Source organism: Corallococcus sp. AB032C, from assembly GCF_003668935.1.
In the GTDB taxonomy this organism is placed as follows: Bacteria; Myxococcota; Myxococcia; order Myxococcales; family Myxococcaceae; genus Corallococcus; species Corallococcus exiguus.
This window is the reverse complement of record NZ_RAWP01000062.1, coordinates 19,840-34,315: the sequence shown is the minus strand read 5'-3', so window position 1 is coordinate 34,315 and position 14,476 is coordinate 19,840. Positions and strand designations below refer to the sequence as shown.

Genomic DNA, 14,476 nt, shown 5'->3' with positions numbered 1-14,476 from the left:
CTCACGGAGGGCTGAGCTTGTAGCCCACGCCGCGCACGGTCTCGATGATGTCGCCCGCGGGGCCCAGCTTCTCGCGCAGGCGCTTGATGTGCGTGTCCACGGTGCGCGTGTGGATTTCGGCCTGGATGCCCCAGACGTCGGACAGGAGCACCTCGCGCGTCTGCACGCGGTCGCTTCGCTCCAGGAGCGTGCGCAGCAGGCGGAACTCCAGCGCGGTGAGGATGACCTCCTCGCCCTTCACCCGCACCTGGTGGCGCGACGTGTCCAGGCTGATGTCGCCCGCGACCAGCTCCGCGGTGGGGCCTTCCTCCGCGTCCGCGCGGCGCAGCACGGCCTTCACGCGCAGCAGCAGTTCGCGCACGGAGAAGGGCTTCACCACGTAGTCGTCCGCGCCCAGCTCCAGTCCCTGGATGCGGTCCGCTTCCTGGCCCTTGGCACTGACGATGACGACCGCGGCCTTCTTCAGCTCCGCGTCGCTCTTGAGCATGCGCAAGACTTCACCGCCCGCCACGTCCGGCAGCATCAGGTCCAACAGCACCAGGTCCGGAGGATGGGCCCGCGCCCGGGCGAGCCCCCCCGCGCCGGTGTTCGCCGTGTCCGTTTCGAAGCCCGCCGCGCGGAGGTTGTAGTCGACGAGTCCGGCCAGGTCCTGCTCGTCCTCGATGATGAGGATGCGCGCCATGAAGGTGCTCCCGCGAAGGGATGGAATGCGTGGCGTCCCGTAACAGATTCGTTCCGGCGCGCCCGGGACATCCATGTGACATCCATGCACCATGCCCGCTCTCCCACCAGGGGACCTGGGACCGGGCGTCAGCGCGGAAACACCGGGTCGCAGGACTGCGTGGTCAGCTCGATGGGCGCCGCCACCAGGGTCGCGTTGGTGCCGGAGTTCACCACGCGCAGGTAGTTGCAGGAGCTGCCCAGGAAGCGGGTGGGCGTGTCGGCCGTCAGCGCCTCGATGACGAGCGCGTAGTCGCGGCCCACCGGCACGTCCACGGAAAGCCCCATGGCCGCGCCGCCGGGAGCCGAGGGGAAGCGCAGCGTGCGCCCCGAGTTGCCGTCCGCGTCCTTCAACTCCAGCAGGTCGCTGGAGGACACCTGGGAGGACAGGCAGGTGCGCTGCAGCTCCGTGCAGTTGCGCTTCGTGCCGTCCTTCAACACGGCCACCTGGTACGCGCCCACCTGGCTGGCGACGGCGCGGCTCAAGGTGATGTCCAGGCCCAAGGGCAGGGCCTCCGAAGGGGCGTCCGGGCCGCAGCCGGCGAGCAGCGCCAGCATCAGCAGGGTGGGGCGTCTCATGGTGCTGCGTCCTCCACGCGGATGGTGATGGGCACCCGGCCGCGCTCCTCGGAGGAGGACAGGGCCACCACGCCGGCCGTGCCGCCAATGGCCACCGCGCCCACGGCCACCCAGAGCCAGGGGCTCTTGTACCAGGGGCGGCTCGTCCCTTCCGTCAGGGCCGTGGCGGGCGTGGCCTTCGACGCCACCTGGAAGAGGAGCGGGTGGAACGGGTCCCCGCGTCCGGCGAGCCGGCGCTGCGCCGCGTCCACGACCTCGAAGTAGTACTCGACCTCATAGGGCGTGGACTCCACCGGCAGCTCATACGCGGGCAGCACGGCGAGGTAGTGCTCGGCCCGGGCGCGGTCGCGCACGAAGTCCACCGAGGAGAAACCCTGCGCCCCGGCGCGCCGGTAGAACATCCGGGCCCGCGCGCCCAGCGCCATGTCCCGGAGGACGGCGTCCACCTCCACGCGGTCTCCTGGCGCCGGGTCCGGGATGGGGTCCACCTCCAGGGTGACGGGGTGGACGCGGCGGTGGCGCAGGTCCTCCTTCAGCTTCGCGAAGAGGCCGCGGACCTTCGGCGGCGCGGAGCGGGGCAGCTCGAAGTCCGGCCGGGCCTGGAGCAGCTTCTCGTACGCCCCGCGCGCCAGGGCCTCGTCGCCCAGGTAGAGGGCGGTGAGCCCCTGCAGGCGGTAGAGCTCCACCAGCTCGTCGTCCGTGACGTCGGGCGCATCCAGCCCGCCCTGCACCACGCCCAGGGCCTCCTGGAAGCGGCCGGCCTCCAGGAGTTCCTTCGCGGAGTCGATGGCGGGGCTCGTGGGGCCCAGCTGGAAGAGGAGGGGAGACGGGGGCAGGGGCGCACGGGCCTGCGCTGGCAGGGCGAGCGTCAGCCCGAGCCCCCAGACACAGAGTGCGCCCCGCAAACCTCGGGCGGGGTTGCGCATCAGATGGAAAGCTAGCAGAGCGGTGTTGAGTGGATCCACGCGGCTCGGCTCGCGAGTCCAACCCGGCGTGTTGACTGAAGGGGGGAGTCCCTCTATGTTGCGCGCCCTTTTGCCGGGAAGCCTTGTAGATGGTCGTAAAGATTGAACAAATCAAAGAAGCGGGGCTGAAGCTCGACGAGCCCATCGCTCCTGGCCTCCTCAAGGAGGCCCTGGAGGGCCAGGCGTCCGGTGAGGGCACTGGCTTTCAGGCCACCGCTCCGTCCACGCTCCACGCCACCCTGCGCAAGCTCAGCGGCGGCGTGCTGCTCAATGGCAACTTCACCGTCCACCTGGGCGCGCCCTGCAAGCGCTGCCTCGCGGACGTGAAGCTGGACCTGCCCGTGTCCTTCATCATCAACCTGGTGCCGGAGTCCCTGGCCCGGGGAGACGACTTCAAGGACGACGACGAGAAGGTCATGGAGAAGAAGGAACGCACCCAGGGTGAATCCGGGGGCACCTTCGAACTGGACGGCACGGACGAGCAGGTTTTCGATGGGAAGACGATCGATCTGGATCCGATCCTCCGGGAACAGGTATTGCTCGCGCTCCCGATGAGCGCGGTCTGTCGGGAAGACTGCCAGGGGCTCTGCTCGCAGTGCGGCCAGAACCTCAATGAAAAGAAGTGCGGCTGCGAGCCGAAGGTCGTGGACCCTCGACTGTCGCCGCTGAAGAACATCAAGCTGAACTGACGGTCCCTATGCCCCTCGCAGGTCGCGAGGGGGGACGGGTCCGATGCCGAGGTGAGCCGTGGGAGTTCCCAAGAAGCGGACGTCGAAGATGCGCCGGGACCGTCGTCGGGCCGGCAACAACAACCTGCGGACCCCCGTGCAGGTCATCAAGTGCTCCAAGTGCAAGGAGCCCGTGATGCCGCACCGCGCCTGCGCGGCCTGTGGCAACTACGGTGGCCGTGAAGTCATCGCGACCGCCGCGGAGTAGTTGAAAGCGGAAGGCTGCCGGTGCGGCTCGTCCTCGACGCGATGGGTGGCGACCACGCCCCCGACGCCGTCGTGGACGGGGGCGTGCTGTTCGCGCGAGCGTATCCCGGGCACGAACTCGTGCTGGTCGGGGACGCCACGCGTGTACGCCCTGTCCTGGAGCGCGCCGGCTCGCCTCCCAACATCCACCTCCACCACGCGTCCGAAGTGGTGGAGATGGACGACCCCGCGACCGCCGCGTTCCGGCGCAAGCGGGACTCCTCGCTCCGGGTGGGCTTCGAGCTCGTCCGGCAAGGGGAGGCGTCCGCCCTCGTGTCGGCGGGCAACTCCGGCGCGGTGATGGCCGGTGGCATGTTGACGCTCGGCCGGATCCCCGGCGTGGAGCGTCCGGCCATCGCGGCCCTGTTTCCGGCCTTGAAGGGCGAAGGCCGCTGCCTGCTGCTGGACGCGGGCGCCAACGTGGACTGCCGTCCCTCGCACCTGGCCCAGTTCGCCGTGCTCGGCGAGGCCTATTCGCGCACCCGCCTGGGCGTGAAGCGTCCCCGGGTGGCGGTGCTCTCCAACGGCGAAGAGGAATCCAAGGGCACGCAGCTCACGCGGGAAGTCAGCGCGCTGTTGCGCCGCTCGGACCTGGAGTTCGTGGGCTACGTGGAGGGCAAGGACCTGTTCTCCGGCGACGTGGAGGTCGTCGTCACGGACGGCTTCACCGGCAACATCGTCCTCAAGACCTCCGAGGGCGTGGGCATGGGCATCACCGGACTCCTGCGCTCCGCCATCGAGAAGCGCGGCGGCCTGCCGGAGAAGCTGGGCGCGCTCCTGCTCAAGCCCACCCTGCTGGGGCTGCGCCGCGTCATGGACTACGCCGAATACGGCGGCGCGCCGCTCCTGGGCCTCCAGGGAGTGGGCATCGTCGCGCACGGCCGCTCCTCTCCCCGCGCCATCCACAACGCGCTCGTCACCGCGCTGCAGCATGTGCGCGCGGGCGTGCAGGAAGAGCTGACGCGCTGCATTGCCAACGCCGCCGCCTGGCTTCCTCCCCACCAGCGGGGAAGGAAGGCGGACGGGGACGAAGGGGCCGATTAGAGCGCGCCGGCCATGCGTTGGACTCCGACGACTCGGAGGCCTCTTGGCACGCACGCACATCATCGGAACGGGTTCCTATGCTCCCGCGCAGGTCCTGACCAACCAGGACCTGGAGCGCCTGGTGGACACCAGCGACACGTGGATCCGCGAGCGCACCGGCATCCAGGAGCGCAGGCAGGCCGCCCCCGATGAGGCGACGAGCGACCTGGCGGTGAACGCCTCCCGCCACGCGCTGGAGATGGCGGGCGTGGCGCCCGCGGACCTGGACCTCATCGTCGTGGGCACCGTCACCGCGGACATGCCCATGCCTTCGTGCGCCGCGCTGGTGCAGTCGAAGCTGGGTGCGAAGCGCGCCTTCGCCTTCGACGTGTCCGCCGCGTGCGCGGGTGGGCTGTATGCGCTGAGCGTGGCGGACCAGTTCGTGCGCTCGGGCCAGGTGAAGCGCGCGCTCGTCGTGGGCGCGGACCTGCTCACCCGCGCGGTGGATTGGACGGACCGCAACACCTGCGTCCTCTTCGGGGACGGTGCGGGCGCCCTGGTGTTGGCGGCGGAACAGGACGCGGACGAAGACGCCATGGCGCCGCGCGGCATCCTCTCCACCCACCTGCGCACCGACGGCGACCTCGCGAACCTGCTCTGCATCCCTGCCGGTGGCTCGCGTACCCCCGTCACCGCGGACAACGTGGATGCAAATCTTCACAAGCTCAAGATGAACGGGAAGGAAGTGTTCCGCTTCGCGGTGCGCGCGTTGGTGGAATCCACCCAGACGTCCTTGGGGGCCCACGGGATGGATACGACGCAGGTGGACCACGTCATCGCCCATCAGGCGAACCTGCGAATCCTGGAAGCCGTGATGGAGCGGCTGGAGATTCCCAAGGAAAAATGCTGGCTCAACCTGCACAAGTACGGCAACACGTCGTCCGCCTCGCTGCCCATGTCGCTGGACGAGGCGCAGCGCGCCGGCCGCCTCAAGCGCGGCGACGTCATCGCGATGATGGCCATTGGCGCGGGGATGGCGTGGGGCAGCGCGGTGGTGCGCTGGTAGGCAGGACGACACAAGGAAGGACCGCAACATGGCGAAGGTCGCGTTCGTGTTTCCCGGGCAGGGCAGTCAGGCCGTGGGGATGGGCAAGGACCTCTACGAGCAGTTCCCTGAAGCGCGGGCCGTCTTCGACGCCGTGGACGACGCGCTGCACGAGAAGCTCTCCACCTCCTGCTTCGAGGGCCCGGAAGACGCGCTGAAGCTCACCGCCAATACCCAGCCGGCCATCCTCACGGTGTCGGCCGCGGTTCACGCGGTGTTCCAGAAGCGCGGCCCGGCCCCCGCGTTCGTCGCGGGCCACTCGCTGGGCGAGTACTCCGCGCTGGTGGCCGCGGGCGCCATGAACCTCCAGGACGCGGCGCGGGCGGTGCGCGCGCGCGGCACCTTCATGCAGGAGGCGGTGCCCGTGGGCACGGGCGGCATGGCCGTCATCCTGGGCCTCACCCCGGACGCGGTGAAGGCCGCCTGCGACGCGGCGGCGGAAGGGCAGGTCGTCTCCCCGGCCAACTACAACTCGCCCGAGCAGACGGTCATCGCGGGCCACGCGGCCGCGGTGGAGCGCGCCGGCGCGAAGTGCAAGGAGGCCGGGGCCAAGCGCGTCATGCCGCTGCCCGTCTCCGCGCCGTTCCACTGCGCGCTGATGGACCCCGTGAAGCCGCGCCTGGCGGAGGTGCTGGTGGGCGTGCGCATCCTGACGCCGTCCGTGCCGGTGGTGAGCAACGTGGAGGCGAAGCCCAACGCGGACGCGTCCCGCGTGGTGCCGCTGCTGCTGGAGCAGGTGAGCTCGCCGGTGCGTTGGATTGAGTGCGTGGAGTCGCTGAAGGCGAACGGCGTCACGCACGTGGTGGAGCTGGGGCCGGGCAAGGTGCTGGGCGGACTCATCAAGCGCATCACCAAGGACATCGAATCGTTCAACGTCGAGAACGCCGCGACCCTGGAGAAGGTGCTCGCCGCGTTGGGGGCAGCATGAGCGGCTTCAAGGACAAGGTGGTGCTGGTGACGGGCGGCTCGCGCGGCATCGGCCGGGCGTGCGCGCAGGCCTTCGCGAAGGCGGGCGCGTCCACCGTGGTCATCAGCTACGTGGGCAACGAGGCCGCCGCGCAGGAGACGGTGGGCCTGCTCCAGCAGGCGGGCGCGAAGGCGGAGGCCGTGCGGTTCGACCTGGCGGACACCGCCGCGTGCGCGGGCGCCATCGACGGCGTCATCAAGGCGCACGGCCGGCTGGACGTGCTGGTGAACAACGCGGGCATGGCCATTGACGGCCTGGTGATGCGCGTCAAGGACGAGGACTGGGACCGGCAGATGGACACCAACCTCCGGGGCGCCTTCGCGCTCATCCGCGCCGCCAGCCGGCCCATGATGAAGCAGCGCTCCGGCGCCATCATCAACATCACCTCGGTCGTGGGGGAGATGGGCAACCCGGGGCAGGCGGCCTACTCGGCGGCCAAGGCGGGGCTCATCGGCCTGACCAAGTCCGTGGCCAAGGAGCTGGCCAGCCGGAGCGTCCGCGTCAATGCCGTGTCCCCCGGGTTCATCGGGACGGACATGACGTCGCACCTGGACGACGAGCTGCGCCAGAAGATGGTGGGCGGCATCGCGCTCGGCCGCCTGGGCAACCCGGAGGAGGTCGCCGGGGCCGTGGTATTCCTCGCGAGTGATGCGGCGTCCTACATCACCGGCGAGGTCCTGAAGGTCAACGGCGGCATGTACATGTAAGCCAAGGTTGGATTGGCGCCGGGCGTGGGATATACCGCGCCCGCCTTGAAGACGGCCCGCGACTGAAACGGCGGGCCCCATATTGAGCTGGAGGGTTCTGCACGTATGTCCACCACCGCAACCGACGTGGAAACCAAGATCAAGTCCATCATCGCCGACCAGCTCGGTGTGGGTGAGGATGAGATCAAGCCCGAGTCGTCCTTCATCGAAGACCTGGGCGCGGACAGCCTCGACATCGTCGAGCTGGTCATGGCGATGGAAGAGGAGTTCGAGGTCGAGATTCCGGATGACGAGGCGGAGAACATCAAGACCGTCGGCGACGCCGTGAACTACGTGAAGACCCACAAGAAGTAGGCAGTCGCGACACCCGGAAGTCCGGGGCCTGGGGGAGCGTCCTCACCGGCGCTTCCGCGCCCCATCGCGGTCAGCGGAGAAGAACAGTGTCAAACCGTCGAGTCGTCATCACCGGAACCGGCATCATTTCTGCGCTGGGCACCGGCACCGAGAAGAACTGGCAGGCGATGCTGGCCGGTCAATCCGGCATCAGCACGATCACCCGTTTCGACCTGGGGAAGCTCGACGCGCGAATCGCGGGCGAGGTGAAGGACTTCCAGCCCGAGCAGTTCATCGAAAGGCGCGAAGTGCGCCGGATGGACCTGTTCGCCCAGTACGCGATGGCCGCGGCCGACATGGCGGTGAAGGAGTCTGGCCTGCCCATCGGCCCGGACGCGCCCCATGGCTACCAGCCGGAGCGCGTGGGCGTCATCGTGGGCTCCGGCATCGGCGGGATCTCCTCCCTGGAGGAGCAGCACCGCAAGGGGCTGGAGAAGGGGTTCGACCGGCTGTCGCCCTTCTTCATCATCCAGATGATCATCAACATGGCGCCTGGGCTCATCTCCATGCGCTACAACTGCAAGGGCCCCAACTGGTCCCCGGTGTCGGCGTGCGCCACCAGCGCGCACGCCATCGGCGAGGCCTGGAAGTCCATCCGCCTGGGTGAGACGGACGCGGCCATCGCGGGCGGCGCGGAAGCGGCCATCACGCCCCTGGGCATGGGCGGCTTCTCCGTGATGAAGGCCCTGTCCACGCGCAACGACGACCCGGCGCGCGCCAGCCGTCCCTTCGACAAGGAGCGCGACGGCTTCGTGATGGGCGAGGGCGCGGGCATCGTCATCCTGGAGGAGATGGAGGCCGCGAAGAAGCGCGGCGCCAACATCCTGGCGGAGGTGGTGGGGTACGGCGCCAACTCGGACGCGTACCACGTCACCCAGCCTGCCCCGGAGGGCGAGGGCGCGGCGCGCTGCATGCGCCTGGCGCTGGCGTCCGCGGGCATGCGGCCGGACGAGGTGGGCTACGTCAACGCCCACGGCACGTCCACGCCGTTCAACGACGCGAACGAGACCAAGGCCCTGAAGGCCGTGTTCGGCGACCACGCGCGCAAGCTGGCGGTGTCGTCCACCAAGTCCATGACGGGCCACATGCTCGGCGCGGCGGGTGGCGCGGAGGCGGTGGTGAGCGTGCAGGTGCTCACCAAGAACATCCTGCCGCCCACCATCAACATGACGTCGCCGGACCCGGACTGCGACCTGGACTACGTGCCCAACACGGCGCGCGAAGCCCGCGTCGACGCGGTGATGAGCAACTCGTTCGGCTTCGGCGGCACCAACGCGGTGCTGGTGTTCAAGCGCTTCGCCTGACGGCCATCCGGCCCGCTGCTCCCGGTGACGGGCAGCGGCGGGCAGGGGCCCTCCTTCCCGGCCCCGCCCTCACGGCGCGGGCCCCGCCTTCCGGAGTCCGGCCGTGAAAGTCATCCTCGCCTCCGACCATGCGGGCATCGAGCTGCGCCAGGAGCTGGTGGCGCTCCTGAAGGAGCGCGGCGCCGGCTTCCAGGACCTGGGCCCCCAGACGCGCGAGTCCGTGGACTACCCGGACTTCGCCTCGCAGGTGGCCCGCCAGGTGGTGTCGGAAGAGGGCACGCTGGGTGTGCTGGTGTGTGGCACCGGCATCGGGATGAGCATCGTGGCCAACAAGCACCGGGGCATCCGGGCGGCCCTGTGCACCACCGAGTTCGAGGCGCGGATGACCCGCGCGCACAACGACGCCAACGTGTTGTGCCTGGGCCAGCGCGTGGTGGGCGCGGGCGTGGCGCGCGGCATCCTGGAGGCCTTCCTCTCCACCGCCTTCGAGGGCGGCCGCCACGAGAAGCGCGTCCAGAAGATTCGCGACGTCGAGGCCCAGCAGCGCTGAGGGCCGTGAGGCGTCCCTTCGCAGTCCCCTTCGTTCGTACGCCAGGAGGCAACCCCCATGGAGAACACCCGCACGCTGTCCCAGGTGGATCCTGAAATCGCCCAGGTGCTCCGGCACGAGACGGAGCGTCAGGAGGAGGGGCTGGAGCTCATCGCCTCGGAGAACTTCGTCAGCCCGGCGGTGCTGGAGGCGGTGGGCTCCGTGCTCACCAACAAGTACGCGGAAGGCTACCCAGGCAAGCGCTACTACGGCGGCTGCGAGGTGGTGGACGTGGCGGAGAACTTGGCCATCGCGCGCGCGAAGGAGCTGTTCGGCGCGGACGCGGTGAACGTGCAGGCGCACTCCGGCAGCCAGGCCAACATGGGCGCCTTCATGGCGCTGATGAAGCCGGGTGAGACGATGCTGTCCCTGGACCTGAACTCCGGCGGCCACCTCACCCACGGCGCGGCGTTCAACTTCTCCGGCAAGCTCTACAAGGTCGTCCACTACGGCCTGTCCCGCGACACGGAGACCATCGACTTCGCGCAGGTGGAGTCGCTGGCCCTGGAGCACAAGCCCAAGGTGCTGGTGGTGGGCGCGAGCGCGTACCCGCGCACGCTCGACTTCGCGAAGTTCCGGGAGATCGCCGACAAGGTGGGCGCCGCCATGCTGGTGGACATGGCCCACATCGCGGGCCTGGTGGCCGCGGGCGTGCACCCGTCGCCGGTGCCCTTCGCCGAAATCGTCACGACGACGACGCACAAGACGCTGCGCGGTCCTCGAGGCGGCATGGTGCTCAGCCGTGAGGCCTTCGCGAAGACCATCAACAGCCAGATCTTCCCCGGCATCCAGGGCGGCCCGCTGATGCACGCCATCGCGGGCAAGGCGGTGGCCTTCAAGGAAGCGCTGTCGCCGGAGTTCAAGACGTACCAGAAGCAGATTGTCGCCAACGCGCAGGCGCTGGCGGAGGCGCTGAAGTCCGCGGGCCTGCGGCTGTGCTCGGGCGGCACGGACAACCACCTGATGCTGGTGGACCTGCGCGCCAAGAAGCTCACCGGCAAGGTGGCCGAGGACGTGCTGGGCAAGGCGGGCATCACGGTCAACAAGAACATGATCCCCTTCGACCCGGAGAAGCCCACGACGACCTCTGGCGTCCGGGTGGGCACCCCGGCCATCACCACGCGCGGCATGCGCGAGGCGGAGATGGCGGTGGTGGGCCGGCTCATCGGCCAGGCGCTGGACGCCGCGCAGGACGACGCGGCGCTCGCGCGGGTCAAGGGGCAGGTGAAGGAGTTGGCGCAGGGCTTCCCGCTGTACGCCTCGCGGTTGAAGTAGCCCGCCCGTGCGCTGCCCCTTCTGTCAGGACCCGGAGAACAAGGTCATCGACTCGCGAGAGTCGCACGAGGGCTCCGTCATCCGGCGGCGCCGCGAGTGCCTGGTCTGCAAGCGCCGCTTCACCACGTACGAGCGGGTGGAGGAGCTCTACCCGCTCATCGTGAAGAAGGATGGGCGCCGCGAGGCCTTCGACCGCGAGAAGATGCTCAACGGCCTGAAGAAGGCGTGTGAGAAGCGCCCGGTGTCCGCCGCGCAGCTGGAGGCGACGGTGGAGGACATCGAGCGGCTGCTCCAGGGGATGGGGGAGAAGGAGGTTCCCTCCTCATCCATTGGCGAGCACGTGATGCGGCGGTTACAGCAACTGGACGAGGTGGCGTACGTGCGCTTCGCGTCCGTGTACCGGAGCTTCCGGGACATCTCCGAGTTCATGCACGAGCTGAAGGACCTGCTCGAGGACCAGGAGCGTGAGCGCAAGGCGAAGCCGCCTGTGACTCCGCCCAAGGACGGTTAGGAAGGGCGGTATGCGCTTGCTCACGAGGTCACGGTTGCAGGCGGTGAAGACGCCCCGCTCCAAGCGCGCGGCGGACTTCGACCACGCGGTGGCCGAGTTCTTCATGCGCATCGCCCTGGAAGAAGCCGCCAAGGGCCTGGGCCGCACCAGCCCCAACCCCGTCGTGGGCGCGGTGCTGGTGAAGGGCGGGCGCATCATCGCGCGCGGCCACCACAAGAAGGCCGGCACGGCGCACGCGGAAGTCGTCGCGCTGGAGGCCGCGGGCTCCAAGGCGCGCGGCGCGGACCTCTACACGACGCTGGAGCCGTGCGACCACTACGGGCGCACCCCGCCGTGCAGCCTGGCGGTGCTGGAGGCCGGCGTGCGGCGCGTGTTCAGCGCGTCCTCGGACCCGAATCCGCTCGTCAGTGGCAAGGGGCTCAACCGGCTCAAGCGCGGCGGCGTGGCGGTGGTGACGCACGTCCTCAAGGACGAGGCGGACGCGCTCAACCGGCCCTTCTTCAAGATGATGCGCACGGGCCTGCCGTGGGTGACGCTCAAGGCCGCGGTGACGCTGGATGGGAAGATCGCCGCGCCATCTGGAGACTCGCGCTGGGTGACGGGCGAGGCTTCGCGCGCGTGGGTGCACCGGCTGCGCAACCAGGTGGACGCCATCCTCGTGGGCGCGAACACCGTGCGCATGGATGACCCGCAGCTCACCACCCGGCTGCCGGGCGGCGGGGGCAAGGACCCGGTGCGCGTGGTGGTGGACTCGCACCTCAAGCTGTCCCCGGGGCACACCGTCTTCACGCAGCGCAGCCCTGCGCGCACCGTCATCGCCACGCTGGAGGACCCGGAGGGACGGCGCGCCCGGCGCTTCCTGGCCCAGGGCGTGGAGGTGTGGAACGTGCGCGCGAAGCAGGACCGCGTGGACCTGAAGGCGGTGCTGAAGCGCGTGAAGAAGGAAGGGCTCAACCACGTGCTCGTGGAGGGCGGCGCGGGCCTGTACGGCACGCTGCTGCGCGAGCACCTGGTGGATGCGCTCGCCCTGTTCCTCGCTCCCAAGCTGGTGGGGGCCGGGGGCCTGTCGTGGGCGGGCGAGCTGGGCGTGAAGGACATGGCCCATGCCCTGGCCGTAAAGGACCTGACGATGGAGAAGGTGGGGGACGACGTCCTCCTGCGCGCGCTGCTCTGAAGGCCAGCGCCCGGCCAGGGCATCCGTTAAGGTTCCGGCCATGTTCACCGGACTCATCCAGGACACTGGCACCGTCACCCGCGTCACCACCGGCGCGATGACCGACTTCTGGATTCGCACCTCGCTGGGCGCGGAGGCCTTCGCGCTGGGTGAATCCATCGCCGTGGACGGCGCCTGCCTCACGGTGGTGGAGAAGGGCGGGGACACCTTCCGCGTGCAGGCGGCCCCGGAGACGCTTCGGCGCACCACCCTGGGGGCCCGGAAGACGGGCGACAAGGTGAACCTGGAGCGGGCGCTCGCCCTGGGGGACCGGCTGGGCGGACACCTGGTGTCGGGCCACGTGGACGCCGTCAGTGAAGTGCTGGAGACGTACGCGGAGGGCGGCTCGTGGGTGATGGTGTTCCAGCTGCCTCCGGAGCTGGCGCCCTGCTTCATCGAGAAGGGCTCCGTCACCATCGACGGCATCAGCCTCACGGTGAACGCGGTGGAGACGGACCGCTTCCGGGTGCAGCTGATTCCGGAGACGCAGGAGCGCACCACCCTGCACGGCAAGGGGCCCGGGGCCCGGGTGAACCTGGAGGGCGACCTCATTGGCAAGTACGTGGCCCGGCTGTACGCCCTCCGGGGCGCCCCGGAGGCCGCCGCCCAGGGAGCGGGGCTGACCGAGGCGGTGGTGCGGGCGGCGGGTTTCAGCCCTCGCGGGTAGGGGCTCGGGTGGTGTAAGGAGCGCGCCATGCCTCGCTATTTCGAAGGGGATTTCCTCCCCCCCCAGGGCCGGTTCGCCATCTGCGTGTCCCGGTTCAACAGCTTCATCACGGAGGAGCTCTTGAAGGGCGCCGTGGACACCCTGGTGCGCCATGGCGTGAAGGACGACGCCATCGACGTGTACCGCTGCCCCGGCACCTATGAGCTGCCCGGCGTCACCCGCCGCGTGTCGGAGGGTGGCCAGTACGCGGGCATCATCGTCCTGGGCGCGGTGATTCGCGGCGGCACCCCCCACTTCGACTACGTGGCCGGCGAGTGCGCCAAGGGCATTGGTTCGGTGGCGTTCAGCGCCGCGGCGGGCCCCCGGCCGGCGGCGGTGACGTTCGGCGTCCTCACGTGCGATACCGTGGAGCAGGCCATCGACCGGGCGGGCGTGAAGGCGGGCAACAAGGGCGCGGAGGCCACGCTGGCCTGCATCGAGATGGTCAACCTCTTCGCGCGGATGTCCGGCGCGGAGCGAAAGGGATAACCGCGATGGGCGCGCGCAGAACGGCACGAGAGCGGGCGCTGCAGGCGCTCTACAAGTTGGAGATGACCCAGGGCGCCACCACGCGGGAGGCCCTGGACGCGGCGTGGGCCGCCTCCTCGGAGGACGGTACGCCGGAGCCGGACGCGGTGAAGTTCGCCAAGGAGATCGTGGAGGGCGTGGAGGCCCACCGCGAGGAGATTGATGGGCTCATCGAACGCCACAGCCACAACTGGCGCCTGGACCGCATGTCCCGCATCGACCGGAACGTGCTGCGGCTGGGCATCTTCGAGCTGAAGTACCGCCCGGACATCCCCCGCAAGGTGACCATCAACGAAGCGGTGGAGCTGGGGAAGAACTTCGGCAACGAGGAGTCGAGCGCCTTCGTCAACGGCCTCTTGGACCGCGTCGCGGTGGCGCTCGGGAAGCCGTGAGCCAGACGCAGACCCTGGACGTGGGCCTGGAGGGCCTGGACGCGCTGAACGGGGTGGACGCCCTCTGCCTCTTCGTGGCCGAGGACGACCGCCCCCTGCCGTCCTCCGCCGGCTACGTGGACTGGCGGCTGTGCGGCGCCCTGTCTCGCGTGCTCCAGGGGGGGTTCTTCACCGGCGTGAAGGACGACTGGCTCCTGTTGCCGTCGGACGGGAAGCTGACCGTGCCGCGCATCTTCGTGGTGGGGCTGGGCTCCCGGAAGCGCCTGGACGCGGCCTCGCTGGGGGAGGCGCTGGCGGGCGCGGCGAAGGTCTTGAGCCGCGCGAAGGTGGACTCCGTGGCCTTGGAGGTGCCTCAGGGGTCTTCCCTGAGCGACTCCGCTCGGGCGGAAGCGTACCAGCGGCAGTTCCTGCCTGCGTTCAAGGGGGGACGGGTGTCCCTCCTCGCGGACAAGGGCCTTGTCGGATCGCTGTCATCCCGGAAGGGTTGACGCGCAGCGGCCAGACAGGGGTTCTGCTAGCATCCGG

General features: G+C 69.7%; 19 protein-coding genes. 16 read left to right on the top strand and 3 right to left on the bottom strand.

Annotated features, from left to right (window positions below; genetic code table 11):
* Position 1: 1 nt before the first annotated feature.
* The 3 genes from D7X99_RS25140 to D7X99_RS25130 form a co-directional block, all read right to left on the bottom strand.
* Positions 2-682, bottom strand: coding sequence for a winged helix-turn-helix domain-containing protein (locus D7X99_RS25140; protein ID WP_121779995.1), 681 nt, complete (start codon positions 680-682; stop codon positions 2-4).
* A 128-nt stretch (positions 683-810) separates the two neighbouring features.
* Entirely contained in the window at positions 811-1,299 is a 489-nt protein-coding gene (locus D7X99_RS25135; RefSeq protein WP_121779994.1) for a hypothetical protein, read from the bottom strand.
* Entirely contained in the window at positions 1,296-2,225 is a 930-nt protein-coding gene (locus D7X99_RS25130; RefSeq protein WP_121779993.1) for a hypothetical protein, read from the bottom strand. The genes D7X99_RS25135 and D7X99_RS25130 overlap by 4 nt, the downstream gene beginning before the upstream one ends.
* Positions 2,226-2,353: 128 nt before the next feature.
* On the opposite strand from D7X99_RS25130, the gene D7X99_RS25125 reads away from it, so the two are divergent.
* The 16 genes from D7X99_RS25125 to D7X99_RS25050 all read left to right on the top strand — a co-directional run bounded on the left by D7X99_RS25125 (position 2,354) and on the right by D7X99_RS25050 (position 14,439).
* Positions 2,354-2,953: a DUF177 domain-containing protein gene (locus D7X99_RS25125; RefSeq protein ID WP_121779992.1), complete on the top strand. Its 600-nt coding sequence runs from the start codon at positions 2,354-2,356 to the stop codon at positions 2,951-2,953.
* A gap of 58 nt (positions 2,954-3,011) precedes the next feature.
* A complete protein-coding gene (rpmF, locus tag D7X99_RS25120) occupies positions 3,012-3,200 on the top strand; it encodes a 50S ribosomal protein L32 (RefSeq protein ID WP_014395447.1) in 189 nt (62 codons plus the stop codon).
* Positions 3,201-3,220: 20 nt separating this feature from the next.
* Complete coding sequence (gene plsX, locus D7X99_RS25115; protein ID WP_121779991.1) at positions 3,221-4,282, top strand: phosphate acyltransferase PlsX; 1,062 nt, start codon at positions 3,221-3,223, stop codon at positions 4,280-4,282.
* A 43-nt stretch (positions 4,283-4,325) separates the two neighbouring features.
* Positions 4,326-5,327 (top strand): beta-ketoacyl-ACP synthase III, encoded by a 1,002-nt coding sequence (locus D7X99_RS25110; protein WP_120594246.1) that lies wholly within the window; start codon positions 4,326-4,328, stop codon positions 5,325-5,327.
* 28 nt (positions 5,328-5,355) lie between these two features.
* Positions 5,356-6,294 carry an ACP S-malonyltransferase gene (gene fabD / locus D7X99_RS25105; RefSeq protein ID WP_121779990.1) on the top strand — a complete coding sequence of 313 codons (939 nt, stop codon included), beginning with the start codon at positions 5,356-5,358 and terminating at the stop codon, positions 6,292-6,294.
* Positions 6,291-7,040, top strand: coding sequence for a 3-oxoacyl-[acyl-carrier-protein] reductase (gene fabG / locus D7X99_RS25100; protein WP_120576299.1), 750 nt, complete (start codon positions 6,291-6,293; stop codon positions 7,038-7,040). The genes fabD and fabG overlap by 4 nt, the downstream gene beginning before the upstream one ends.
* A 105-nt stretch (positions 7,041-7,145) precedes the next feature.
* The gene (acpP, locus tag D7X99_RS25095; RefSeq protein ID WP_014395452.1) at positions 7,146-7,394 is read left to right on the top strand and encodes an acyl carrier protein; all 249 of its coding nucleotides are present in this window, start codon (positions 7,146-7,148) and stop codon (positions 7,392-7,394) included.
* Positions 7,395-7,480: 86 nt separating this feature from the next.
* A complete protein-coding gene (gene fabF / locus D7X99_RS25090) occupies positions 7,481-8,737 on the top strand; it encodes a beta-ketoacyl-ACP synthase II (RefSeq protein WP_121779989.1) in 1,257 nt (418 codons plus the stop codon).
* Positions 8,738-8,840: 103 nt separating this feature from the next.
* A complete protein-coding gene (gene rpiB, locus D7X99_RS25085) occupies positions 8,841-9,287 on the top strand; it encodes a ribose 5-phosphate isomerase B (protein ID WP_121779988.1) in 447 nt (148 codons plus the stop codon).
* A gap of 57 nt (positions 9,288-9,344) precedes the next feature.
* On the top strand, positions 9,345-10,601 hold the full coding sequence (gene glyA, locus D7X99_RS25080; protein WP_120576296.1) for a serine hydroxymethyltransferase: 1,257 nt from the start codon (positions 9,345-9,347) through the stop codon (positions 10,599-10,601).
* Positions 10,602-10,608: 7 nt separating this feature from the next.
* The gene (gene nrdR, locus D7X99_RS25075) at positions 10,609-11,112 is read left to right on the top strand and encodes a transcriptional regulator NrdR (protein WP_120576295.1); all 504 of its coding nucleotides are present in this window, start codon (positions 10,609-10,611) and stop codon (positions 11,110-11,112) included.
* Between the two features lie 10 nt (positions 11,113-11,122).
* Entirely contained in the window at positions 11,123-12,286 is a 1,164-nt protein-coding gene (gene ribD, locus D7X99_RS25070) for a bifunctional diaminohydroxyphosphoribosylaminopyrimidine deaminase/5-amino-6-(5-phosphoribosylamino)uracil reductase RibD (protein ID WP_121779987.1), read from the top strand.
* Positions 12,287-12,326: 40 nt separating this feature from the next.
* Complete coding sequence (locus tag D7X99_RS25065; RefSeq protein WP_121779986.1) at positions 12,327-12,992, top strand: riboflavin synthase; 666 nt, start codon at positions 12,327-12,329, stop codon at positions 12,990-12,992.
* Between the two features lie 27 nt (positions 12,993-13,019).
* Entirely contained in the window at positions 13,020-13,520 is a 501-nt protein-coding gene (gene ribE / locus D7X99_RS25060) for a 6,7-dimethyl-8-ribityllumazine synthase (RefSeq protein ID WP_120576292.1), read from the top strand.
* A 5-nt stretch (positions 13,521-13,525) separates the two neighbouring features.
* The gene (gene nusB, locus D7X99_RS25055; protein WP_120576291.1) at positions 13,526-13,951 is read left to right on the top strand and encodes a transcription antitermination factor NusB; all 426 of its coding nucleotides are present in this window, start codon (positions 13,526-13,528) and stop codon (positions 13,949-13,951) included.
* Complete coding sequence (locus tag D7X99_RS25050) at positions 13,948-14,439, top strand: M17 family peptidase N-terminal domain-containing protein (protein WP_121779985.1); 492 nt, start codon at positions 13,948-13,950, stop codon at positions 14,437-14,439. The genes nusB and D7X99_RS25050 overlap by 4 nt, the downstream gene beginning before the upstream one ends.
* Positions 14,440-14,476: the final 37 nt, after the last annotated feature.

Coding starts and splice junctions, on each gene's coding strand:
- D7X99_RS25140 (WP_121779995.1), bottom strand. CDS start 682: ATGGCGCGCATCCTCATCATCGAGGACGAGCAGGACCTGGCCGGACTC.
- D7X99_RS25135 (WP_121779994.1), bottom strand. CDS start 1,299: ATGAGACGCCCCACCCTGCTGATGCTGGCGCTGCTCGCCGGCTGCGGC.
- D7X99_RS25130 (WP_121779993.1), bottom strand. CDS start 2,225: ATGCGCAACCCCGCCCGAGGTTTGCGGGGCGCACTCTGTGTCTGGGGG.
- D7X99_RS25125 (WP_121779992.1), top strand. CDS start 2,354: ATGGTCGTAAAGATTGAACAAATCAAAGAAGCGGGGCTGAAGCTCGAC.
- fabD (WP_121779990.1), top strand. CDS start 5,356: ATGGCGAAGGTCGCGTTCGTGTTTCCCGGGCAGGGCAGTCAGGCCGTG.
- fabG (WP_120576299.1), top strand. CDS start 6,291: ATGAGCGGCTTCAAGGACAAGGTGGTGCTGGTGACGGGCGGCTCGCGC.
- acpP (WP_014395452.1), top strand. CDS start 7,146: ATGTCCACCACCGCAACCGACGTGGAAACCAAGATCAAGTCCATCATC.
- glyA (WP_120576296.1), top strand. CDS start 9,345: ATGGAGAACACCCGCACGCTGTCCCAGGTGGATCCTGAAATCGCCCAG.
- ribD (WP_121779987.1), top strand. CDS start 11,123: ATGCGCTTGCTCACGAGGTCACGGTTGCAGGCGGTGAAGACGCCCCGC.
- D7X99_RS25065 (WP_121779986.1), top strand. CDS start 12,327: ATGTTCACCGGACTCATCCAGGACACTGGCACCGTCACCCGCGTCACC.
- ribE (WP_120576292.1), top strand. CDS start 13,020: ATGCCTCGCTATTTCGAAGGGGATTTCCTCCCCCCCCAGGGCCGGTTC.
- nusB (WP_120576291.1), top strand. CDS start 13,526: ATGGGCGCGCGCAGAACGGCACGAGAGCGGGCGCTGCAGGCGCTCTAC.